This window comes from Lactobacillus sp. UMNPBX12, from assembly GCF_002553955.1.
Lineage (GTDB): Bacteria > Bacillota > Bacilli > Lactobacillales > Lactobacillaceae > Lactobacillus > Lactobacillus crispatus.
The window spans coordinates 37,149-58,648 of sequence record NZ_PCYY01000005.1 but is presented as its reverse complement, the minus strand read 5'-3'; the positions used below and the strand labels follow the sequence as shown (position 1 = coordinate 58,648).

Genomic DNA, 21,500 nt, shown 5'->3' with positions numbered 1-21,500 from the left:
TAAATCCTCCTCTCGATTTTTACTTAGTTTTAACCAGCTTAAATTTGCAGATCTGCAAATTTTCTGCATTTTACGTCATTATCCTGCGATACTAGCCTCAAGTAAAATACAGGAGGACAAAAAATGATTTACAAATATTCTTCACATGCAAAATTCATTATGTTAACTATTTTAGGCTTGATTGCTAGTACACAACAAATCATTTTTGCATATATGGTACAGACATTGACCAATGTTGGTACGCAAAGAAGGTTTGGCGATTTAGCACAATTTCTAGTTATTGTTATTGGGGCGTTTATTGCGACTTTTATTGCTTCGCTGATTTTCAATCGGTTAAAAACAAGTGCTATTCAAGAGACTAATACGACGCTGCGAGCTGGTATTTTAAAGGGGATGCTGGGTCAGACTAGCGAAGAAAATACTGCTAGCTTAGGCTTTTTAACTACAGATTTTAAACTGCTGGAAACTAATCGTTTTGATGCCGAAATTGAAATAATGATGCAGGCCTATATGATTGTCTTTGCGCTAGGGTATGCTTTATATGTTAATTGGTTAGTTACATTATTATTTTTAATCGGTTCATGTTTGCCGATGCTGGTTTCTAATTTATTTCAAAAGAAGATTCAAACTGCAGCAGAAAATTGGACAACTGCTAATGATAAATATGTTAGTCATATTAAAAACTTTCTGGCTGGTAGCACAACGTTAAACTTATACAACAAGCGCGATAATGCGGTTAAGAAAAATAAAGTTTTAATCAATCAATTAGAAGATGCTTTGCGTAAAATGAACTTACTCAATCTAGATACTAGTTCTTGGATTAACTTGATTGCTAGTTTATTTACGTTCTTAACTCCATTCTTAGTGGGAATTTACATGGTGGTTAAGGGGCAAACTACTTTAGGTGCTTTATTTGCAATTGTTCAACTATCAAATTCATTCCTTAATCCAATTTTGACTATTTTGGAAGATCGAAACAAATTGGCGACAACGAAGAAAATTGTTGCTAAAGCTGAAAAATATATTGCTAAGGGCAAGGTTGAAAAGAAAGAGACCAATTATAATTTTGCAAAAATTCAAGTAGAAGATCTTGATCTTACTAGAAAAGGTAAAGAATTAGCTAATCAAATTAACTTTGCAGTTGCTAAAGGCCAAAAAGTTGCAGTTATTGGACCATCTGGTGTAGGTAAATCAACGTTATTACAATTCCTATTAACCGGAAAGCATGGTCATGCCAAGGAAATATTGCTTAACGATAAAAAGCAAAAGCCAGGCTCGTTTACAGATTTATTCGCTTATGCTAGCCAGTCCCCAGTAATTTTTGCCGATACCTTGTGGTTTAATCTCACTTTAGGTGCAAATATTTCCCGGGAAAAGGTGAGCGAGGTGTGCCAAAAATTAGGCTTGGATCAAATTATTGCTGAAAAGGGCTGGGACTATTCCTTGGGTGATAACGCGGATCAATTGTCTGGAGGACAATTAGCCAGAATTGAGCTTGCACGGGCTATTTTGGCTAATAGACCTGTTTTGCTACTAGATGAAATTAATGCATCCCTTGATAAGAAGACATCAGACCAAATCCATAATTACTTGTTAAACTCAAACCTTACCTTTCTTGAAGTAATTCACCACTATGAATCAAATGAGTTGCAAAAGTATGACCAAGTGATCGATTTAGGAAAATTGGGTTAAACAAAAAAGCTCGAAAGAGCTTTTTCATTTGGAATAATGGTATTTTAACTGCCATATTTGTAATTCTGTTGCGGTAACTGAATAAACCATGCGATCTTTATGATTAATTTGTCGAGACCATGCACCACTTAAATTCGCTTTTAGCGGCTCAGGTTTTCCTTTCCCAGTAAAAGGATGGCGTTGGCATTCTTTAATAAAATTATCAATCTTTTGGGAAGTCTTCTTATCCTCTTTTTTCCATTCAAGATATTCATTCCAGGCATTGTAGTTAAAATTAACGTTAAGCTTCGTCATCTTTAGTTAAAGCCTCGAATTCTTCTGGGGTTAAAACTTTATTTCGTTGATCTTGGTTTTCAAATGATTGTTTAGCTTCAGCTAATGCATCGCGGTTAGCTTTAGTTCCTAGAAGATATGAAGTTTCTTGCCATGAATCATATTCTTTTTGAGAAATAATCACAACATTTTTATCTTTGGGACGAGCTACTATAACGGTAGTATCATAGTCATTAATATCATCAGCAATTTTCTTAAAATTATTGCGCAGGTCACGAGCGGTAACAGCTCTAATATTGTTTGGAGTTTGTAACATATTTCTCACCTCTCACTATTGATTTTACCATGTAGACACAATTGCGTCTATGATAAGCCACTTGTAAAATTAAACTATTAAAAAATCTAGCGAATGCTAGACTTTTTCTACATAAATTCCGTACTATTTTGACTCTTTTTAATAAAGTAATTCAAAATAAATGGTGAAATAACTGTTGTAACGATAATTACTAGGATCAGACTTGAATAAATATCCTCAGGGAAGAGATGGTGGTTAATTCCGATTTGCGCTACAATCAGTGCAACTTCACCACGTGATACCATTCCAGCACCGACGATATTGCCTTCATTCTTATTGAAGCCAAAGATTTCGCTGGAGTATTTTCCGGCCCAGAATTTTGATAAAATAGCTAAAACGGTCATAACGATAATGAACCAGATATCCTTGAAAAAGCTGGCAAAAGTCATTGAAAGACCGATATCAGCGAAGAAGACGGGGATGAAGACAGAGTAGCCGATTGCGGAAACAGAAGAGTGAACTTCTTTGTATTGTGGTGTTTGACGAATTGCTAAACCACCGAAAAATGCACCAACAACAGCTGAAAGACCAACAAAATCAGCGGCCCAAGCCATGGTTAAGGCTAAAACCAATGAACCGATAACGACGGAATAGTCAACGTCGATTTTTTCAGAAGCTTTCATAAAGTATGGCGCAACAAATTTAAAAATCAGCCAAACAACTACGAAGTAAACTACTTCAATCAAGATATTAAGCAAAAAGTTATTAGTTAAGCCGCTCTTGCCACCTTCATGACTGAATGTAGTGAATAGACTCAGAACAACCACGGCTAAGATATCGTCAACTACGGCAGCACCTAAAATGGCTGTGCCGGCACGGGTGTGCAGTTGGTGTGCTTCTTGCAGCACCACAACGGAGATAGAAACGCTAGTTGCTGCAAAGACAATCCCGATAAAGAGTGCTTCAAGAGGGCGCATGCCAAAGAAGTAACTGGCTAAGCCCATGAAAACAACGGGTAGGATAACGCCGACTGTGGCGACAGTAAAGCTTAGCTTGAAGTATTTTTTTAATAAATCTAGATCGCTCTCAAGCCCAGCTAAGAACATCAGCAGAATAACCCCGAACTCGGAGAATAGACTGATGATATCATTTGGCTTAACCCAATTTAAGATAGCTGGTCCCAGTAAAATTCCTGATAATAGTTGTCCAATAACTGCAGGCATATTGAAGCGGGCGAATAATTGCCCCAGCAAAACTGTAGTTAAGAGGATTAAGATAAGTTGTCCTAAAAAATGCATATTTTCCCCTTCTGTAAAAAAACAAAAAACTTTCAAGTGCTTCCTGACCCAAAGAAGCGAATCTTGAAAGTTTTTATTGTGATAAAAACCCAACCACTAAAAATTATTTAGTTGAGTATAATTTTAATAGTTTTTTAACTTAGATGCAAATAGATCTAATATTTAAATTTAGAATCAAAACGTTTATCGGGTAAATCGATGAAGTATTTGTGTCCACCAAGATTTCCTTTCGTTCGATTGTAAAGTTCAATTAAAATATGATAAGTCAATACGTAGCCAGTACAAATAAGTGCAAATAGTATGAAGTAAGCAAATAGGTTTAGACAGAGCAGCACAATGCTAAAGCTAGTCAAGATGATAGTTATAGCAGCTACTAAAATATAAAATCTTTTCCAATTGTTAAATGCAATATGCAGAATAACTAGGATATTTTCTGCAAGACGACTAGCAAAATAAAGACCACTAATGAAACAGATACCAATGCAAAAAGCGATAAAGCTCTGGTGTCTCAAATAGGCTAAAATAGCTGTATTGATTAATGCAAGTACTGTAGAAATAGTCATGGCAAGATAGACCATTTTATCTCGAGCATGGGTTATTAGTAATTCACGATCAAACATGATTCGATCTGCTACCCAATTATATTCATCGATAAAATAATAAAAATTAGCAATAAATCCTAATTCCGTAAAAAATAATAAAAAACCATGCATGATAAGAGAGAAAACTAGGATTAATACACCTAAAATACCTAGCCAGGGAAGGATGCTAGAAATTCGCCGTGAACGAATAAATTTTTTCGTATTGTTCATCAAATCATCCTTCCAATATAATTTATAATTATTTATTCATAATCTCATTTGTTGATCATGATTATACTATGATTTTGTTGAAATACAAGTAATGCATAAAAAAAGCTCCAGAACCAAATCGATTCTGGAGCTTCTTCACATCTAATTTATTTTTCTTCCAAACCAAATTGCTTATCACTTGGCTTAGTCTTAGCAAGTAAACCTAAGCTGATCGTAATCATGTCGACTACTTCTTGCAAAATAGCGCCCCAGAAGGCTGGGATAACACCAGTGAAGGCAATCAATTCAATGATAATAACGACACCAATTGCAGTTAAAACATCGATATTAGCAACCTTCATTGTGTGTTTAGAAATAGCGACTGCATCGTTAACTTTAGAAATATCGTTAACCATGATAACAGCATCGGCACTTTCACTGGCAGCAGTAGCACCTTTAGCCCCCATGGCAATACCAACATCTGCGGCAGTTAAACTAGGCGCGTCGTTAACACCATCACCAGTCATAACGACAGGACGAAGATCCTTAGGTACATCTTTGATAGCTTGAATTTTTTGTGATGGCAAAAGTTCTGAGCGAACATCAGTAATACCAGCTTCTTTAGCAACTTTTTCAGCAACTTGCTTGTGGTCACCGGTAAGCATCATGATGTCCTCGGCACCTTGACGACGAAGACGAGCGATAGTCTCAGGACTTTCAGGACGCATCTTGTCTTTCAAGGTAATATAACCTGCGAATTTACCGTTGATTGAAATGTAGACGGCAGTTGAAGTAACATCTAATTTTTCATCATCTGGAGCAACGAAAGATAATTTACCTACCTTAACGTGCTTGCCGTCAACATCGCCTTCGACCCCTTGAGCAGTCGTTTCTTTCAAGTTAGTAACTGCATGAATCCAATCCTTATTAGTAGCTTTAACTAAGGAACTGGCAATAACGTGGCTTGATTGTTGTTCAACACTAGCAGCTAAGCTTTGTAATTCTTTTTGATCAACTGAATCATCAGCAGCTACCACTTGGTCAACGATCAATTGGTTTTCAGTCAAGGTACCGGTTTTATCGAAGGCAAAAGTCTTAGCTTTGGCCAACTTTTCAAGTGTTGGACCTGACTTAACGATGATATGGTGAGCTGACATTGAGCTCATTCCTGATACCAAGGCAACAGGAGCTGCAATTAGCAATGGACATGGAGAAGCAACAACCATAACTTCCGCGAATCTTGTTGCATCCCCAGAAACGATCCAAGCAGCACCACCGATAATTAATGAAATGATAGTAAATGGAATGGCATACCGGTCAGCCATCTTAACGAACTTAGCAGGTTGAGCTTGTGAAGACTTAACTAACGCAACAATAGACTGATATTCTGAGTCCTTAGCAGCCTTAGTTACCTTCATCTCTACCGCCACATCACCGTTCACTGAACCGGACATTAAGTCGTCGCCAGGGTTCTTGGTCACAGGAACTGATTCACCAGTTAATGAAGATTGGTCGAAGCTTGAAGTGCCCTTAACGATTTGACCATCGACAGGAACTTGTTGACCTGGCTTGATCAAAACAGTATTACCGACCTGCAGGTCATCAACCTTAACTTCGGTGATCTTCCCGTCAACTAACTTGTTGGCGATACGTGGCGTTTTATCAAGCAAGGCACGTAATTCCTTGTTGGCTTGACCAGTTGCGTAATCTTCCAGCGTTTCACCACCGGTCATCATTACCAAAATCATCCATTCAGCCCATACATCACCAATCAATATGGTAGAAACAACAGCGATAACAGCCAGGATGTCTACGCCGTAACGGCCTGTCTTCCAATCGTGGAAAATTTCCAATAGTAAAGAAATTGCCATCAAGATACCAATGATATCAATAATGATGGCATGAACTGGAAATTGAAGATTCCCGATTGAGAAGAGGCTCTTTGAATGCAATGCAAATTGGCTAATTAATCCAACTGCACCAGCAATCAAAACGACAATAAACTTCCATTGACGTTTTAAATTTTTCATAATTGCCCTCCCAAAAATACAAACATATCTGTCTACCGCTTAATTCTAACATTCTTTATTGGTCTGGACACATTTTTGCTCAATAAATGTTGGAGTTAAAAAAAGCAGCCTTAAAGGCTGCTTGGAGGTTATTTTATTCGTTTTGTTTCGTAGTGTTTGTCATAAGTGTGAACTACATAGTTAAATGCCTTAATCCATTCGCGTCTAGTAAGTAGTCCCTGAAACACGCCGCGATCATCAACAACGGGCAAGAAAGCATTATTGATTAACAGATGCAGTTGCGTTTCTAGGGTAGTTTCAATGAAGTTTATTTTATCAAACTTAGTTTGCATTACATCTTCGACCTTTAATTTATCCAAAGGGGCAGTGGAGATCTCATCAGTCGTCAGCATCTTGTCCGTAATCATTGCCAAACTAAGCAGGCCAACGACTCGTTTTTCTTTGTCTAAAACTGGAATTTTTGAATATTTAACCTTAGTCAAAATCAAAAAGGCATGATAAAGAGGATTGTCTGCTTGGACAAAGGCAATTCGGCTAGCAGGGATTAAAAATGAACCAGATTTTTCTTCTATTAAATGTTTGATTGATGGTGAAAACATAGCGGCACCTCATTTCTACCTTAATTATACAGAAAAAAGTGCTGAAAAAGGAAAAGGCCCGCAAGTTTTTGCGGACCTTATTAGTTTCATCTACTTTGGAGGAGTAAGAATGAATGAAATAAAAAAGTGGGAGTATTGTAGCAAGTTTCTACCACCTTGCTACGATTTATATAATACTGGGTAAATGTGAAGTAAAAATGTTCAAATTATTATGAAAAGGTAAAGATTTACTTGAGAAGAAATTAAGACATAAGAAAAGCTCACGCAACGCACGTGAGCCGAAAGGGATAGATATGAAATTGACTAATTGGAGTAAGTCAATTCTTTTTATTTTCATTATTTACTTGGAGGAGTATGAATGAAAAACAAAAAAGTTGAGTTGTAGTAGAGGAATTGTTCTCCCTCACTACACTTAATAGTATAACCTTAATTTGTGAAAAAAGTGTGACGAATGTGCTTTATTTGCAAAAAAATTATCTTTTTAGTAAAAATTGCTTATAGCAAAGGGCTAAAAGCAAAAAAATAATTATTTTTCGCTATAATTAGGTGCATAGCAAAACAAAAATGAGAAAGGAGTAATCTTTTGAAGAAGTTTGGTAAAAGAATCTTGCGCTTCTTTTTAGTGCTTCTTCTTTTAGCAGGAGTTGGAACAGGAGGCTATTTCGGTTACCAATGGTGGCAGAAGCAGGAGATGATTCGGCAACGGCCAAAGGAAAAACTTGCTAAAGATGGGACAAATACTAGTCCTGCTTGGCATAATTTCTCTAATTATCAAAAGGCATTGCGTGAAAAATATTCCTTTATTAATAAGGTATCTAACTACGTTCCACCACGCACGTGGGATGGAAAAGACTTTGTTTTACCAGGACTGCTGGCGACCAAAAGCTATGATTTTAAAACTAAAAAGGTAAATACAGCTACTGCGATGACACCGCAAGGGATTACTATAGCTGGTAAGTATATTTTGTTAACCGCCTATGATGGGGAACACGAACATGCTTCAGTCGTCTATGTTTTGGACAAAAAGACTGGTAAATATCTCAAGACAATTCAAGTAGCAGGGCGGCCGCACTTAGGTGGCATTGCTTATGATCCGGTTGCTAAAAATATTTGGGTAACTGGATCAATGGGAAGGTCATCGGCGCTAGCTGCTTTTTCGATGGCGGAATTAAAGTCTTACAAAGCCGGTAGCCAAATACCGATTAAATATAAGTATCAAATTGCGATTCCAGCGGTTGAAAAAGCCTCAACTGTAACCTATTATGATGGTCAACTGTTCGTAGGCTTCTTTAACATGTATGGTCGCGGCAAGGTTGCAGCTTATACAATTGCACGTAGCGGTAAAAATCGCGGCTCGATTACTAATAATGAAGTTAAATCCGTTACAGGAACGCTACGCTGGTCCGATCCAACTGGTGAAACGTCAATGGATAAGCAAATTCAGGGGATTGCTATTTATCAAAATAAGATCTTTTTGAGTCAATCTTATGGTAGTGGTGATTCAAAGCTTTATGTTTTTCCCACCTCAGCTTTGAATGCTCTGGACGAAAAAAATGCGGAGTTGGTGATTACCATGCCACCGTATTTAGAACAAATTACTGCTTATAAAGGTCAACTGCTTTGTGTATTTGAATCTGGGTCAAAGATCTATGCTAGACCAGAGATCGTCGTTATGGACCGTATTTTATCGATGAATATAAATGCATTGTTTGGTAACTAATCAAGAAAGGAACAAATAAAGAAAAATGAAGATTGACTACCGGAAAAGAGAGATTTTTCTTTTACGTTTTTCAGGCTGGTTTTGCTTATTTCCAGCAACAACGTATTTGTATTTGTGGCAAAGCACGCATTTAGTCTTTTGTTTAGGCGAAGTAGTTATCATTGCATTATTTGCGGCATTTTTGTTGGCAACCGCGAAAAGTGAGATGTGGGCTAAACCACAAAATGTAATGCGTTTGATGATTTTTGCATTAATTTTTGTGGCAATTATTATCTTTATTCCATTATTTTTTGCTTATCGGGATTGCAAGAGACAACAGTAAAGAAAACGCATTCGCAATTTGAAACAAATAACTGAAGATTTAAGAAAAAGTTTAAATTTGTTAAAATATAAGCTGTTAGTGCATTTGTTGCCACTATTTGTAGTAATATAGGGCAAAAGCAAAAGTAAGATTACCTAAGGGAGAAAAAATGAATAAAAAGACGAAGGTTGATTCTCGAGGCAAACGTATTGGTATGTTTGTTTTGAAAACAATTGTTTATTTTGGAATCCTGATGGCTCTTATCTATTTATATGAATATAGTGGACTAACATCTGTTCACTTCATTTATAATGAATTTTAAGGTAGGTGCTATCACATGATTCAAGATGTTATTAAGAAAATTGATGAGATCGCCGCAAACGAACCAGATCGTGTTGTTTACGACTATCTCGGTGAAACTAATACATATGGTGACCTTAAAAAGCGTTCAAATGCGTGGGCACATAAAATTGCTAGCTTAGATATTCCAGAGCATGCTCCAATTATGATTTGGGGCGGACAAACTTTTGAAATGATTGCTAGTTTTCTTGGTTGTGTTAAGTCAGGTCACGCTTATATTCCAATTGCTAGCTATTCTAATGCAGAACGTTTAACGATGATTCAAGACGTTTCTAAGTCACCACTAGTTTTGGAAATTGATCCGTTACCAGAAGTTGATTTAACTGATGTTAAGGTTCTTAAGGCTAGCGAAGTTGAAGACGGCAATTTTGAAGTTGACGAGAAGAACTTCGTTGAAGGTGATGACAACTACTACATTATCTTTACATCAGGTACCACTGGTAAGCCTAAGGGTGTACAAATTAGTCACGACAATTTGCTTAGTTTCGTTAACTGGGAGTTGTCAGACTTTAATTTGCCAGAACATCCAAGTTTCTTGGCACAAGCACCTTACTCATTTGATTTGTCAGTAATGAGTCTTTATCCAGCACTTGTTTCTGCTGGTAAGTTGGTAGTTTTGCCTCATGATGTTACTCAAAACTTTGGTAAATTATTCCAAACTTTGCCAAAGATGCAGTTCAATGTTTGGGTATCAACTCCGTCATTTGCACAGATGTGCTTCTTGGACAAGACTTTTGATGCAGAACACCATCCAGACTTAAGTCATTTCTTGTTTTGTGGTGAAGAATTGCCACACAGTGAAGCTGAGATGCTTAAGAAGAAGTTCCCAGATAGTCATATTTTCAACACCTATGGTCCAACTGAAACAACAGTTGCTGTTACTCAAGTTGAAATTACTGATGAAGTTCTTAAAAAGTATGACCGTTTGCCAATCGGTAAGGTTAAAGAAGACACTAAGATTACAATTGATACTTCTAAGGGTGATAAGCCTGGCGAAGGTGAAATTATCATTAGTGGTCCTAGTGTTTCTAAAGGATATATGAACAATCCTGAAAAGACTGAAGCTGCCTTTTTCCATGAAGATGGTGCTGAGTATCGTAGCTACCGGAGTGGGGATGCTGGTTTCTTTGATGGCGATATGCTATTTTACCGCGGTCGAATTGACTTCCAGATTAAGTTTAACGGCTATAGAATCGAACTTGAGGAAATTAATTTCTACTTAACAAAGAACAAGTTGGTTCGTTATGGCGTTGCGGCTCCTAAGTACAATAAGGATCATACCGTTAAGCAGATCGTTGCCGAAATCGAATTAAAAGAAGGCGTTCGTCGTCAATACTCTGATGCCACTTTAACCAAGATGATTCGTGAGGATCTAGCTAAGAACGTCATGCCTTACATGATTCCACAACGTTATGTCTACCAAGATGCGTTACCAATTTCGCAAAACGGCAAGGTAGATATTAAGGCGGTAATTAAGGAGGTTAATAAGTAGTGAATTTTAATTTCATTAACTTACAGCCTTATTCCAACCCGCAATACTTTGTCTATTTGATGATCGCTTTAATTCCGATTATCGTTGGGCTTTATTACGGTCATCGACTCAAGACATATGAAGCAATTTTTTCAATTGTTTTCTTGTTCTTGATTTTTGATGGTGATCACTGGGAGCAAGGGGTTAACCTGTTAATCTGGTTGGTTTACGAATTTGCCTTAACCTTTGCTTATCAGTATTATCGTCACCACGGTAAAAATAAGACTTGGATCTTTAGTTTGGCTGTGATTTTGGCAATTATTCCATTAGCCGCAGTTAAATATTTGACCGCTTTTCCTGATAACTCAATTGGCTTTGTCATTGGTTTCTTGGGAATCTCATACGTAACCTTTAAGACAGTACAAGTTATTATGGAAATGCGTGATGGGGCAATTAAGAAGGTAGATCCGATTACTTATGCAAGGTTCTTACTCTTCTTCCCAACTATTTCTTCAGGTCCTATTGACCGTTACCGTAGATTTAAAAAAGATTATGATAAGGTACCTACACGTGATGCATATATTACTGATCTGCAATATGCGGTTAGATACTTGTTCCAAGGCTTTTTATATAAATTCATTATTGGCTGGTTCTTTGGTACTTATTGGTTACCAAAGATCAGTGCCGCTGCTTTAGTCGTTGGGAATGCAAACGGTGGTTTGAAGCTTTCATGGTGGGTACTTGCTTACATGTATTGTTACAGCATGTACTTGTTCTTTGACTTTGCAGGTTATTCATTATTTGCCGTATCAATTTCATACTTCATGGGTATTCATACCCCAATGAACTTCAATAAGCCATTTATTTCTAAGAACATTAAAGATTTCTGGAATCGTTGGCATATGACTTTGTCATTCTGGTTCCGTGACTACATCTATATGCGATTCTCTTTCTTTGCAATGAAGAAAAAATTGTTTAAGAATCGAATTAGATTGTCACAAGTTTCTTACTTCCTGTTGTTCTTAATCCAGGGTTTCTGGCACGGCTTAACGTGGTATTATATTGTTTATGGTATCTTCCACGCTTCAGCTATTTGTATCAACGATATGTGGCTTAGATTTAAGGGAAAGCATAAGAAGCAAATTCCATCTAACAAGTTTACTGAATGGTTCGCCATTTTCTTAACCTTTAACGTAGTTTGCTTCAGTTTCTTGATTTTCTCAGGATTTCTTAGTCAACTATGGTTCGGTTGGAAATAAGCTTATATAATATGGAATGATATTAATTAAGTATTTGTGTTGAATAGAGGTATTAATTATGGACACTAAACAAGGCGTATTAGACATTTTAAACGATTTAACTGGTGAAGATTTATCAGATCAAATGGATGAAAACATCTTTGACAATGGTTTGATGGACTCAATGGCAAGTGTACAAATGCTTTTGAGCTTACAAGAAAAGTTTGATATTGATGTTCCCGTTTCAGAATTCAAGCGTGCTGAATGGGATACTCCAAACAAGATTGTGGCAAAGGTGGACAGCTTAGAAAATGAGTAATAAACGCCGGCTGTGGCAAATCTTTGGCCCAGTTCTTTGCGCTTTTATCCTTTTGTTAGTTGTTTTCCTTATTCCTTGGGAAAGAACTTTTTCTAAGCAAACGATTTACGAGGCTGCAGCTTCACAAAACACAACTGTCTTCAAGGGCAGCACAATGAAGCAGGAAGCTTTTGAAGATGGCTACGTGCCATTCTATGGTTCAAGTGAGTTGTCAAGATTCGACCCACTTCACCCTAGTGTAATTGCGGAAAAGTATCATAGAAACTACCGTCCATTCTTATTAGGTGGACCGGGTAGTCAATCTTTGGCTCAGTTCTTGGGGATGCAAGGAACAGCTAAGCAGCTTAGAAACAAGAAGGCTGTTGTGATCATTTCACCACAATGGTTTACTAAGCGGGGTCAAGATCCTAATGCCTTTGCATTGTATTATTCACCATTGCAAGCATGTAATTTCTTGCTCAGTGCGAAAAATAATAAGACTGATCGTTATGCCGCTAAACGTCTGCTTGAAATGCCAAACGTAAAGGGCGAGATCAAGAATAGCCTTAAGCAAATTGCTCAAGGTAAGAAGCTAACTAGCTTTGAAAGATTTTATCTTGAAAATCGTCGCCGGACATTGGTTAACGAAGATAACTTCTTCAGTTCATTCCAATTGCGCGACCGAGTTGAGAAGATCCAAAAGAGAGCTAAGGTTTTACCTAACAAGTACTCTGTAGCTGCTTTGAATAAGGTGGCTGAAGAGCAAGCTGCAAGTCATACTAATAACAATAATCTTGGCATTGACAACACTTTCTTTAGAACTCGTTTGCCTAAGAAGGTATTGAAACGATTGAAGGGCAGTCAACGAGACTTTGATTATGTTCATTCAGTTGAATATGGTGATTTCCAGTTGATGTTGGAACAATTTGCTAAACAACATACCAATGTTTTATTCATTATTCCACCAATTAATGGTAAGTGGATGAAGTACACTGGTTTATCCAGCAAGATGTACCAAGAATCTGTTGCTAAGATGGAACACCAATTGACTAGCCAAGGCTTTGAAAATATTGCCGATCTATCAAGACGTGGCAATGAGAAGTACTTCATGCAAGATACTATTCACCTCGGCTGGAAAGGATGGGTAGCAGTTGATCAAGCTGTTCGTCCATTCATGAAGGAACCTAATAAGCGTTATGACTATGATATGTCTAACTACTTCTACTCCAAGAAGTGGCAAAACAAGGATAACGTTAAGCGAGTTGATTTAAGCAATAAAGACCGTTTAAAAGCGGAGTAGTGCGCCAGGCTATTGACCATGTGGGCGTTAAAGGCTCAGTTTTGGTAATAAATCATGGTAAAGTTTTGCTTAACTATGCGACAGACAATAAACCTGACACTAGCTATTTGATTAATTCGGTTCAAAAGTCGATGACGGCTGCAATGGTGATGCATGAGGTAGAGAAAGGAAAGTTGAAGCTTAGCGATAAACTTTCAAAATTCTACCCAAATGTAGATGGTGCTAGTTCAGTCAAGATTAGCAACTTAATTGATATGACATCAGGGCTGGATTTGAAAGCTGGTCAACAATTAGGTACGCCTGAGTTTATCTCTGATGAAGAGAATATCAAGCATGATGCACAATATACTGTGTTTGATGCTAGCAAATTAGGTAAGTGGCACTATACTTCAGTAAACTATATTTTCCTTTGTGGAATCTTGTCCAAGCTTGAGAAAAAGTCATACGAGCAATTGTTCCATGACATATATATCAAGCCACTGAATCTAACCCATAGTGAGTTCTTGTGGTCAGACAAGGCTAAGTTATTGGCTAGTCATTGGGTACCAGGCTATGAAATGCGTGAGGGTGAATATGTCAAAGTGAACCATGCTAAAGCCGTTAAGGATGCTCACAATGAGCTGGGTGCTGGTTCAATCGTAATGTCTAACGCAGATTTAGCTAAGACCATGCAGTATATTCTTGCTGGTAAGATTTTGACTAACAAGAGTAGAAAAGTTCTGTTCAAGGGTCAGGCTCCTAGCTATTACAATGGTGGACTTTATAATTTAAAGCATTATAAAGCTGCTAATGGTGCTGGTGAAGGGTATTATACCTTTATGCGGGCAACTAAAGATGGCCAGAACATGATCATTTTGCAGGATAATCATACTGCTTCTGGTGAGTTTAAAAAGATTAAAAAGAAGATCAATCGTGCAATGACGATGATGCTTGAATTTTAGTAATGAAGAAGACGAGGTTTAGACCTCGTCTTTTTTATCCGTAAATTTTGGTATCCATTCCGCTAATTCAACCCGTCTTTTTGCTTGTTTTTTAGGTAGTTGAATGCTAAAATCTATCATGTACCGTCGCTATTAGTAGTCATTTTCTCCGGTAGCGAAAATGTTATCTTCTATATGTGGTCAGAGTGGCGGTCAACACTGTGTGAGCCTAGTTCCGATGTTGGTGGAATTAGGCTTTTTTGATGTCCTTTTAATTGATTCTGCCCTGATTTTAGGCGACAATACTCATGATTAGAAAAGTGAGGAGGAGAGAAAATGGCTACTACAAGAAAAGAATTAAAAGAACAAGCTAGAGACCAGTTACGTGGTAACTGGGGCTGGGCAGTTTTGCTGTCATTTGTTGGCTGGCTAATCGTTTATATTTTGACCGATATCGAAAACTTTTTTGAAAAGGGCGAAGATATCGTGTACGGTATTGTCCGCCGCTTCGGTAACAATGCTGAATTGATGTACCTAGACAAAGTAAGAGTTAATCCTTTTGCATGGCTGATTACTTTGGTAGTTTCAGTTGCAATTGGTTTAATCACATGGGGTGTAATTTATACTATCTTGCATTTTAGAGATAGTGGTACTAAGGAAAATGTTCTTTCAGGTATCTTTAGTCCATTTACCAGAAACTTTAAGAGTAACTTTTTAACTTATATTTTGTATGAAATTTTTCTTATTTTGTGGACTTGGTTACTGATTATTCCAGGGCTGATCAAGGCTTATTCATATGCAATGACACCATATATCTTGCGTGACATGCTAGATAGTGGTCATGAGCCGACTGCCACAGAAGCTATCAGTGCCAGCCGTAAGTTGATGGATGGCCATAAGATGGACTTGTTTATTTTTGATTTAAGTTTCATCGGCTGGTGGCTACTTGGTATTATTTCCTGCGGGATCGGTTTATTGTGGGTTAACCCATATTACCGTCAAGCTAAGGCTAACTTCTACCGTAACTTAGCTGGTGAACAATTCGCCAAGTAAAAAATTGGATAAAATAAAATGCATCAGGTAATTTCTACCTGGTGCATTTTTTGATGACTTATTTTGCCTTTTTAGTAAAGGTTAGCTGATCTAATGTATTGATTCTTGGCAATCTTGTAGTATTTCTTACCATTGATAGTTTTCTTCTTGCCATGGGTAGTGATAGAAGTGCCCTTCTTAATAGTCTTGCCTGTACGGTGACCAGCCTTGTTGTATACATGAGCCTTCTTCTTTAATACGCGAGCCTTCTTAGGTGCTTGAGAAACAGCGCTACCTGATGAAGTAAGAGGTAAAACGTTAATGTTACCGTCAACGTTAAGACCACGCCAGTTGTCAGTAAATTGCCAAATTGAAACACCCTTCATTGATGGGAAGTAGTCAAAGTTAGGATTGTCTACTCGACCTGAAACAGCGTATGCAGCAACCCATAATGAGTTAGGGAATTTGTTAACAACAGAGTTAGTGTTAATGTTGTTTCTTAAAACTGATGAACTAGCGTAAAGAAGTGGCTTGTAACCAGCAGCTTTAACCTTGCTCATGAAGGCATTAATTGCATTAGCAGTAGGATTCTTACCACCATAGATATTGTTGCCGTCACCTGACTCATAGTCACATGCAAGGTATGAGCCAGCACCAAGACCAACAGCCTTAGCTGATGCGATTGCGTAGTTGGCTTCATTTTTAGCAGCAGCGCTATTAGCAGAAAATGTAGCAAAGTGGTAGCCCATTGGCATCATATTCTTAGCGCGGGCACTAGCGATTTGAGCACTAGCCTTAGGATTTCTGTAGCTGGTACCTTCACTTACTTTAACAACAGCAAACTTAGCACCGCTTTTAGCGTGAGCTGAAAGATCAGCACTTTGGTAACTAGCAACATCGATTCCGAGTGAGCGAGCAGCAACTGAAGTGGTAGAAGCTTGGACATGTGCTTGTGGTTGCACGATTGCAGCTGCGGCAACGCCAGTAGTTGAAAGCATAGCAACATAAGCTAATTTAGTGATAATCTTTTTCTTGAATGACAACTTAATTCCCCCGATGAATATTCTTAATACATTATTATTTTTGTCTAATTATGACCTTTAACAGAAACATTTTAAGGATAATAATTAAAGAAGGTTAGGTCAAGGGGTCTAACGTAAAATTAAAGGCTGGGTAACAATATAGTAAATAATGTAACTGATTTGTATTATTAGAGCTGAAAAATTTGTTAAAAAAGGGTAACTAGTTGGTACATATTTCCCACAAAGTTATAAAATCCACGTATAATAAGAAGGCACAATGAGAAACTAACGTAGATTTGAGGCTATTCTATTGAATAAAAAAATCCTATCCGGTTCATTTTGGCTATCGTTTGGTAGCATTGTATCTAGAATTCTCGGGGTTGTTTATTTGATTCCTTGGCTAATTATGCTGGGAAGCTACCACAACCAATTAAACGCACAGGCGCTGTTCAATTCGTCATATACGCCGTATGCGCTGTTTTTATCAATTGGGACGGCAGGACTTCCTTCAGTTATTGCCCGGGAAGTATCGCAATTAAATTCGCAAAATAGATATAAAGACAGTTTGTACATTACCAAATTAGGCTTCGCTATTATGCTGGTCATGGGAATAGCGTGTGGTATTTTGCTTTATGTGACGGCACCAATGATTGCCAAAAATAGTCCAGTGGATTCAGTGGCTAGTGCAACAATTTCTATTCGAGTATTAGTGCCAGCCGTAGTAATTCTGCCATCAATGAGTATGGTTCGAGGCTGGTTTCAGGGAAATAATGATATGAAGCCATATGGGATTTCCCAATTATGGGAACAATTTGCTCGAATTTTGTTTATTTTGCTGGCTACTTTGTTGATTATTGAAGTCTTCCATCATGATTACGTAACGGCGGTTTATTTCAGTGTGTTTGGCGCCTGTGTTGGTGCTATAGCTAGTTACCTGTATCTTTTTGCATATATGCGCAAGCAGTGGGGACATTACCGAGAATTAATTGAAAATAGCGAGCCCAGAGCACTTAATAATGTTTCTCGTAGTTTGCTTAACTTATGGTATGCCTCAATTCCGTTTGTTTTGCTGGGATCGTTCATTACTGTTACGCAATTAGTTGATCAACTTTTGTTTAAACAAATCCTGATTAGCTTCAGTCATATGAGTAAAAGCTATGTTAGTTACTTGTACACAATTTTCTCGGCTAATCCAAGCAAGATTACCACGGTGATTATTTCACTTGCGACAGCCGTTTCTGAGACTAGTCTGCCGCTTTTAGCAGGGCTTAAGTATAAGGCTAATGATAGTCAAGAAAGCATTAGAAAGCTGCTTTTAGAGAACTATAGACTACTATTATTTGTCTTGCTTCCTGTTGTTGCACTTGGTGCTTTTGCGGCTTCTCCAATTTATACGGTCTTGTTCTCACACGATAGTTTAGGTGCGTATTATTTGGTTGAAAATATTGTTCAAAGTTTGTTTGCTGGTTTGGTGATGAATTCATTAACACTGCTTTTAGCTTTAAACATGAACAAACTGGCTGTGATCTATATGGTTGAAGGTGTCTTAGTAAAAATAATTCTGCAAGTACCGATGACTATGTTCATGAATGCAGATGGTGCAATTCTTTCAACTGATATTTCGTTCTTACTGGTAATTTGGCTCAGTTATCACAAGCTTAATAAGACATATGGCGTTAAGATGGGGAGTTTGTTGCCGATCATTGTTTCAAACGAGATTTACATTATCCTGCTCTTTGTTTACCAAATTTTATTTGGCTATCGTTTCAACTACTTAGGCCGTGTTGGTAGTTTTGGTTATTTAGCAATCTTCGGTTTAGTCTTTTTAGGCATTTATGTTTTGCTGGCTAATTGGATGAAAACTTCGGAGACGATTTTTGGTAAAAAGATAGGTTATCGATATTATCGGTATAAGCATTTTGAGTAAAGAAATTATCAATTAGTTGTTTTTATAATAAATTATCTTGTAATGAATACTAAAAGCCACCTGCTGTCAAAACAGATGGCTTTTTCCATGATTAGTTATGTTCTAATAATTTCGATTAATATCACCCATGCTGGAACGCATTGCTTCATCAATATACTTAGAAGCTTCGTTATCAGCTTTATTCAGGGCGTCTTGAACATCTTTGTAGTTCATTTGATTAACAAGGTAGAATCTCAAGGCCTTGTTAACTAACTTATTGAAATCAACATTATTAATTTCATCATATTTTTCGATTAATTTATTAACATCACTGTTTAATTCAAAGTGCTTTCTTGGCATGTTTTTTCCACCCTTTTCTATAGTGATTATTATAGCATAACAGCGCTTAATCAATGGAGGACAAGGCATCTAGCATGTTGATTCGCTTGATCTTGTGATGGACAACAATTGCTAAAATAGCGGTGATAATAGCGGGAATTAGCGCAGAGAAGACGAAGTTCAACGGGTACATATTCGGATCGAACATCGCGACATCTGGTGGCAAACTAGTGATAATAAAGTGGTGTAGCCACCACCCAAAGCCAAAGCCTACGATAATTCCTAGTGCCGATAAGATGATTGTTTCGCGATAAATGTACATCGTTGTTTCATTATCGTAAAATCCTAGCACTTTGATGGTCGATAATTCGCGAATTCTTTCAGCGACATTGATATTAGTTAAGTTATAGATGACTACTAAGGCCAACATCCCTGAAATTAAAATTAGGATTAGAATGACTTCATTTAGACTACCAGTGAAACTGCTCAGCAATTTTCTATTTGATGAAGTTGAGACAACCGTTTCGATTGCGCCTGTTTTGATCATTTTTTGACTAATATGGCTGATATTTCCTGGGGAATGTTTGGCCATGGTTACTAAATAAGCATTAGTAGTAAATTTTTTGCCAGTTGCTTTGGCATATTCAGCTGGGCTCATAAAGATATAGTGACCGAGATACATTTCGCAGATTCCACTAACTTTGAACTTAAGTAGTTTCCCATGTTCATTTTTTAAGGAAATTGTTGAACCTTTATGAGCGTGCAAGATAGTAGCTAATTTTTCTGAAATGACTACACCATTATTTGACAAAACAAGTTTTTTCTTGCTTTGACGTTCTTGCAAATTGATAGATTTGCTAAAGTTTTTAGTTGATTGTGGCGCAATTAGCATTACATTTTCAGTTGCTCCAGTGCTATCAAGGTGTTTAGTCAATTGTTGATATTGTACAGCAGTAGTTTGCGTAACATCATGGCTGGTAAAAATTTTGTTTAATTTTTGTCGCTCAGTCGTGTTAACATGGCGATTTTTCAAAGCGATGACATCATTTTTTTGTACTTCAGAATATTGAATATTGCCAATTCCGTGTAGTGAATCACGAATACCAAATCCCATTACTAGTAATCCAGTACAACCAGCAACGCCTAGGATGGTCATCAGCATTCTGCTCTTATAATGGAAAATATTGCGGGCTGCTACCTTAGCTGAAAAGCTCATGTGCTTCCATAAAAATGGAATATATTCTAGTAAAATACGTGAACCATTTTTAGGTGGTTTAGGTAAAAGTAAAGCTGAAGGCTGTTCACGCAGAGTTTGAGCTAAAGTAATCATTGAAACGACGGTTGTTGCAAGTAGTGCAATCGTCAATGAAATTAATAGTGGTCCCCAAGCAAAATTCAGCTGGTAATCAGTTCCTAAGGTTGAGCTAGCTAAATAGGCCTTGATGATTAAGTTAGGCAAAAAGGTGTAACCTAAGCTAGCCCCCAGAATAACACCTAAAATTGCAGCTGAGGTGCTATAGAGCAAGAACTTAATGGCAATTGCTCCATTACCATAGCCTAGTGCTTTTAGCGTACCAATATTAGTCCGTTCTTCTTCAACAAAACGCATCATTGTAGTTAAGCTGACCAAAGCCGCTACAGCAAACAAGAAAACAGGAAAGACATTAGCCAAAACTTCAACTCGTTCAGAATCTGCTCGATAAGAAGCATAACCCTGACTTTCTTCACGGCTGTTGATTACGTAGTTAGGATAAGCAATTTTAAGCTTGTTTTGTGGTACTTTAATTTGCGCCGGGTTAACTACGATGCCACGTTTAAGTAATTGTTTAGCTGTAGCTTGCCGATATTGCTTTTGATACATGGCCCGATATTTGTCATATTTGTCGGCTCGATTTTGGTTTAAAGCAGTTTGCAATTTGGTTTGATCGTTATAAACACGGTTGCGGTAAGCTATGCTAAAGGGACTTAAATTGGCGGTATTTTTGAAAATGATTCGGGCAATTTGATAAACTGGTGCGGCGAAGGCGTTATGATTAGCAACCGCAATTCCAGTTAAATGGCCACTGCCAATGTTGGTTTGACCGATTTGATTTTTATCTAAGAACTCACTAGTTTTGACGAAGCCAACAATCTTGTAAGTCTTATTTTTTAAAATGCCAGGTTTATTAAAAGTAATGTTTTGCCCCAAGCGATATTTTTTCTGCAATAAATATGACAGTGCAATCTCTGTTTTATTCTTAGGAAAATGACCTTTAATCAATTCATAACTTGAAAGATTATCTGATTGAGAAAAGATGCGGAGCGTATCAGGTTGATTTTTAATTTTAACATCTTGAAAATAGCCGAAGGTAGCTTCTTTTACTTCCGGTAAATTCTGAATAGTAAGGCGATCAGTTGAATTAATGCCATAGTTTGAAGTGACGGTGACGTCAGCTAGGTTATGTTTAGCAAAAAAGTCTGCTCCTGTTGCTCGCATATCAGGACCAGCCATTTTTAAGCCTGTAAAAGCAAAAGTCCCCAGTGCAATTAATAGAATAATGGCGATATAACGGCCAAGTGAATGAATGATTGCTTGCCAAGCATCTTTCCATAGAATAGTTTTTTGCATGTCGCCC

General features: G+C 37.4%; 20 protein-coding genes and 1 other annotated feature. Of the genes, 11 read left to right on the top strand and 9 right to left on the bottom strand.

All coding sequences use genetic code 11. The features are described from left to right. Nucleotides 1-123: 123 nt before the first annotated feature. Entirely contained in the window at nucleotides 124-1,692 is a 1,569-nt protein-coding gene (locus tag CP363_RS03265) for an ABC transporter ATP-binding protein (RefSeq protein ID WP_098035836.1), read from the top strand. Nucleotides 1,693-1,716: 24 nt separating this feature from the next. Here the strand turns inward: CP363_RS03265 and CP363_RS03260 are convergent, their stop codons facing one another. The 6 genes from CP363_RS03260 to cbpB all read right to left on the bottom strand — a co-directional run bounded on the left by CP363_RS03260 (nucleotide 1,717) and on the right by cbpB (nucleotide 6,978). Next, a complete protein-coding gene (locus CP363_RS03260) occupies nucleotides 1,717-1,986 on the bottom strand; it encodes a Txe/YoeB family addiction module toxin (protein WP_089143204.1) in 270 nt (89 codons plus the stop codon). After that, on the bottom strand, nucleotides 1,973-2,281 hold the full coding sequence (locus CP363_RS03255; protein ID WP_005719967.1) for a type II toxin-antitoxin system Phd/YefM family antitoxin: 309 nt from the start codon (nucleotides 2,279-2,281) through the stop codon (nucleotides 1,973-1,975). The genes CP363_RS03260 and CP363_RS03255 overlap by 14 nt, the downstream gene beginning before the upstream one ends. A 107-nt stretch (nucleotides 2,282-2,388) precedes the next feature. Further along, the gene (locus CP363_RS03250; RefSeq protein WP_005721869.1) at nucleotides 2,389-3,558 is read right to left on the bottom strand and encodes a cation:proton antiporter; all 1,170 of its coding nucleotides are present in this window, start codon (nucleotides 3,556-3,558) and stop codon (nucleotides 2,389-2,391) included. A 38-nt stretch (nucleotides 3,559-3,596) separates the two neighbouring features. Beyond that, nucleotides 3,597-3,653, bottom strand: a sequence feature (sodium ion sensor (DUF1646 type); this cis-regulatory element may regulate processes involved in with the transportation of sodium ions). Nucleotides 3,654-3,713: 60 nt separating this feature from the next. Further along, on the bottom strand, nucleotides 3,714-4,370 hold the full coding sequence (locus tag CP363_RS03240) for a hypothetical protein (protein WP_060461825.1): 657 nt from the start codon (nucleotides 4,368-4,370) through the stop codon (nucleotides 3,714-3,716). A 146-nt stretch (nucleotides 4,371-4,516) separates the two neighbouring features. Beyond that, a complete protein-coding gene (locus tag CP363_RS03235; RefSeq protein WP_089145718.1) occupies nucleotides 4,517-6,379 on the bottom strand; it encodes a heavy metal translocating P-type ATPase in 1,863 nt (620 codons plus the stop codon). A 128-nt stretch (nucleotides 6,380-6,507) separates the two neighbouring features. Then, nucleotides 6,508-6,978 (bottom strand): cyclic-di-AMP-binding protein CbpB, encoded by a 471-nt coding sequence (gene cbpB, locus CP363_RS03230; protein ID WP_089145290.1) that lies wholly within the window; start codon nucleotides 6,976-6,978, stop codon nucleotides 6,508-6,510. 583 nt (nucleotides 6,979-7,561) lie between these two features. Between cbpB and CP363_RS03220 the strand changes: the two genes are divergently transcribed. From CP363_RS03220 to CP363_RS03180, 9 genes are all read left to right on the top strand, one after another. After that, entirely contained in the window at nucleotides 7,562-8,698 is a 1,137-nt protein-coding gene (locus CP363_RS03220) for a YncE family protein (protein ID WP_089143206.1), read from the top strand. 25 nt (nucleotides 8,699-8,723) lie between these two features. Beyond that, on the top strand, nucleotides 8,724-9,020 hold the full coding sequence (locus tag CP363_RS03215; protein WP_013087054.1) for a hypothetical protein: 297 nt from the start codon (nucleotides 8,724-8,726) through the stop codon (nucleotides 9,018-9,020). Between the two features lie 148 nt (nucleotides 9,021-9,168). Next, complete coding sequence (locus CP363_RS03210; RefSeq protein ID WP_054832847.1) at nucleotides 9,169-9,321, top strand: teichoic acid D-Ala incorporation-associated protein DltX; 153 nt, start codon at nucleotides 9,169-9,171, stop codon at nucleotides 9,319-9,321. 15 nt (nucleotides 9,322-9,336) lie between these two features. Beyond that, a complete protein-coding gene (gene dltA / locus CP363_RS03205) occupies nucleotides 9,337-10,851 on the top strand; it encodes a D-alanine--poly(phosphoribitol) ligase subunit DltA (RefSeq protein WP_089145288.1) in 1,515 nt (504 codons plus the stop codon). Continuing rightward, nucleotides 10,851-12,089: a D-alanyl-lipoteichoic acid biosynthesis protein DltB gene (gene dltB / locus CP363_RS03200; RefSeq protein WP_089143208.1), complete on the top strand. Its 1,239-nt coding sequence runs from the start codon at nucleotides 10,851-10,853 to the stop codon at nucleotides 12,087-12,089. The genes dltA and dltB overlap by 1 nt, the downstream gene beginning before the upstream one ends. A gap of 58 nt (nucleotides 12,090-12,147) precedes the next feature. Then, nucleotides 12,148-12,387 (top strand): D-alanine--poly(phosphoribitol) ligase subunit DltC, encoded by a 240-nt coding sequence (gene dltC / locus CP363_RS03195; protein WP_089143209.1) that lies wholly within the window; start codon nucleotides 12,148-12,150, stop codon nucleotides 12,385-12,387. Continuing rightward, nucleotides 12,380-13,666, top strand: coding sequence for a D-alanyl-lipoteichoic acid biosynthesis protein DltD (gene dltD / locus CP363_RS03190; protein ID WP_068813446.1), 1,287 nt, complete (start codon nucleotides 12,380-12,382; stop codon nucleotides 13,664-13,666). Before dltC ends, dltD begins: the two co-directional genes overlap by 8 nt. Then, complete coding sequence (locus tag CP363_RS03185; RefSeq protein ID WP_098035835.1) at nucleotides 13,666-14,607, top strand: serine hydrolase; 942 nt, start codon at nucleotides 13,666-13,668, stop codon at nucleotides 14,605-14,607. The genes dltD and CP363_RS03185 overlap by 1 nt, the downstream gene beginning before the upstream one ends. 315 nt (nucleotides 14,608-14,922) lie before the next feature. Continuing rightward, nucleotides 14,923-15,639, top strand: a complete 717-nt coding sequence (locus CP363_RS03180) for a DUF975 family protein (RefSeq protein ID WP_060464163.1) — start codon at nucleotides 14,923-14,925, stop codon at nucleotides 15,637-15,639. Nucleotides 15,640-15,710: 71 nt separating this feature from the next. On the opposite strand, the gene CP363_RS03175 is transcribed toward CP363_RS03180, so the two are convergent. Next, the gene (locus CP363_RS03175; protein WP_005719986.1) at nucleotides 15,711-16,661 is read right to left on the bottom strand and encodes a GH25 family lysozyme; all 951 of its coding nucleotides are present in this window, start codon (nucleotides 16,659-16,661) and stop codon (nucleotides 15,711-15,713) included. A gap of 289 nt (nucleotides 16,662-16,950) precedes the next feature. Here CP363_RS03175 and CP363_RS03170 point away from each other — a divergent pair, with 289 nt between their 5' ends. Beyond that, complete coding sequence (locus CP363_RS03170; RefSeq protein ID WP_098035834.1) at nucleotides 16,951-18,567, top strand: polysaccharide biosynthesis protein; 1,617 nt, start codon at nucleotides 16,951-16,953, stop codon at nucleotides 18,565-18,567. A 102-nt stretch (nucleotides 18,568-18,669) separates the two neighbouring features. Here CP363_RS03170 and CP363_RS03165 read toward each other — a convergent pair whose 3' ends face one another. Together CP363_RS03165 and CP363_RS03160 are read right to left on the bottom strand one after the other, a co-directional pair. Then, nucleotides 18,670-18,906, bottom strand: coding sequence for a hypothetical protein (locus tag CP363_RS03165; RefSeq protein ID WP_005721863.1), 237 nt, complete (start codon nucleotides 18,904-18,906; stop codon nucleotides 18,670-18,672). A gap of 46 nt (nucleotides 18,907-18,952) precedes the next feature. Further along, nucleotides 18,953-21,493, bottom strand: coding sequence for an ABC transporter permease (locus CP363_RS03160; RefSeq protein WP_198995776.1), 2,541 nt, complete (start codon nucleotides 21,491-21,493; stop codon nucleotides 18,953-18,955). Nucleotides 21,494-21,500 lie beyond the last annotated feature (7 nt).

Coding starts and splice junctions, on each gene's coding strand:
- dltA (WP_089145288.1), top strand. CDS start 9,337: ATGATTCAAGATGTTATTAAGAAAATTGATGAGATCGCCGCAAACGAA.
- dltC (WP_089143209.1), top strand. CDS start 12,148: ATGGACACTAAACAAGGCGTATTAGACATTTTAAACGATTTAACTGGT.
- CP363_RS03250 (WP_005721869.1), bottom strand. CDS start 3,558: ATGCATTTTTTAGGACAACTTATCTTAATCCTCTTAACTACAGTTTTG.
- CP363_RS03180 (WP_060464163.1), top strand. CDS start 14,923: ATGGCTACTACAAGAAAAGAATTAAAAGAACAAGCTAGAGACCAGTTA.
- CP363_RS03240 (WP_060461825.1), bottom strand. CDS start 4,370: ATGAACAATACGAAAAAATTTATTCGTTCACGGCGAATTTCTAGCATC.
- CP363_RS03265 (WP_098035836.1), top strand. CDS start 124: ATGATTTACAAATATTCTTCACATGCAAAATTCATTATGTTAACTATT.
- CP363_RS03215 (WP_013087054.1), top strand. CDS start 8,724: ATGAAGATTGACTACCGGAAAAGAGAGATTTTTCTTTTACGTTTTTCA.
- CP363_RS03160 (WP_198995776.1), bottom strand. CDS start 21,493: ATGCAAAAAACTATTCTATGGAAAGATGCTTGGCAAGCAATCATTCAT.
- cbpB (WP_089145290.1), bottom strand. CDS start 6,978: ATGTTTTCACCATCAATCAAACATTTAATAGAAGAAAAATCTGGTTCA.
- CP363_RS03255 (WP_005719967.1), bottom strand. CDS start 2,281: ATGTTACAAACTCCAAACAATATTAGAGCTGTTACCGCTCGTGACCTG.
- CP363_RS03210 (WP_054832847.1), top strand. CDS start 9,169: ATGAATAAAAAGACGAAGGTTGATTCTCGAGGCAAACGTATTGGTATG.
- CP363_RS03235 (WP_089145718.1), bottom strand. CDS start 6,379: ATGAAAAATTTAAAACGTCAATGGAAGTTTATTGTCGTTTTGATTGCT.
- dltD (WP_068813446.1), top strand. CDS start 12,380: ATGAGTAATAAACGCCGGCTGTGGCAAATCTTTGGCCCAGTTCTTTGC.
- CP363_RS03165 (WP_005721863.1), bottom strand. CDS start 18,906: ATGCCAAGAAAGCACTTTGAATTAAACAGTGATGTTAATAAATTAATC.
- CP363_RS03260 (WP_089143204.1), bottom strand. CDS start 1,986: ATGACGAAGCTTAACGTTAATTTTAACTACAATGCCTGGAATGAATAT.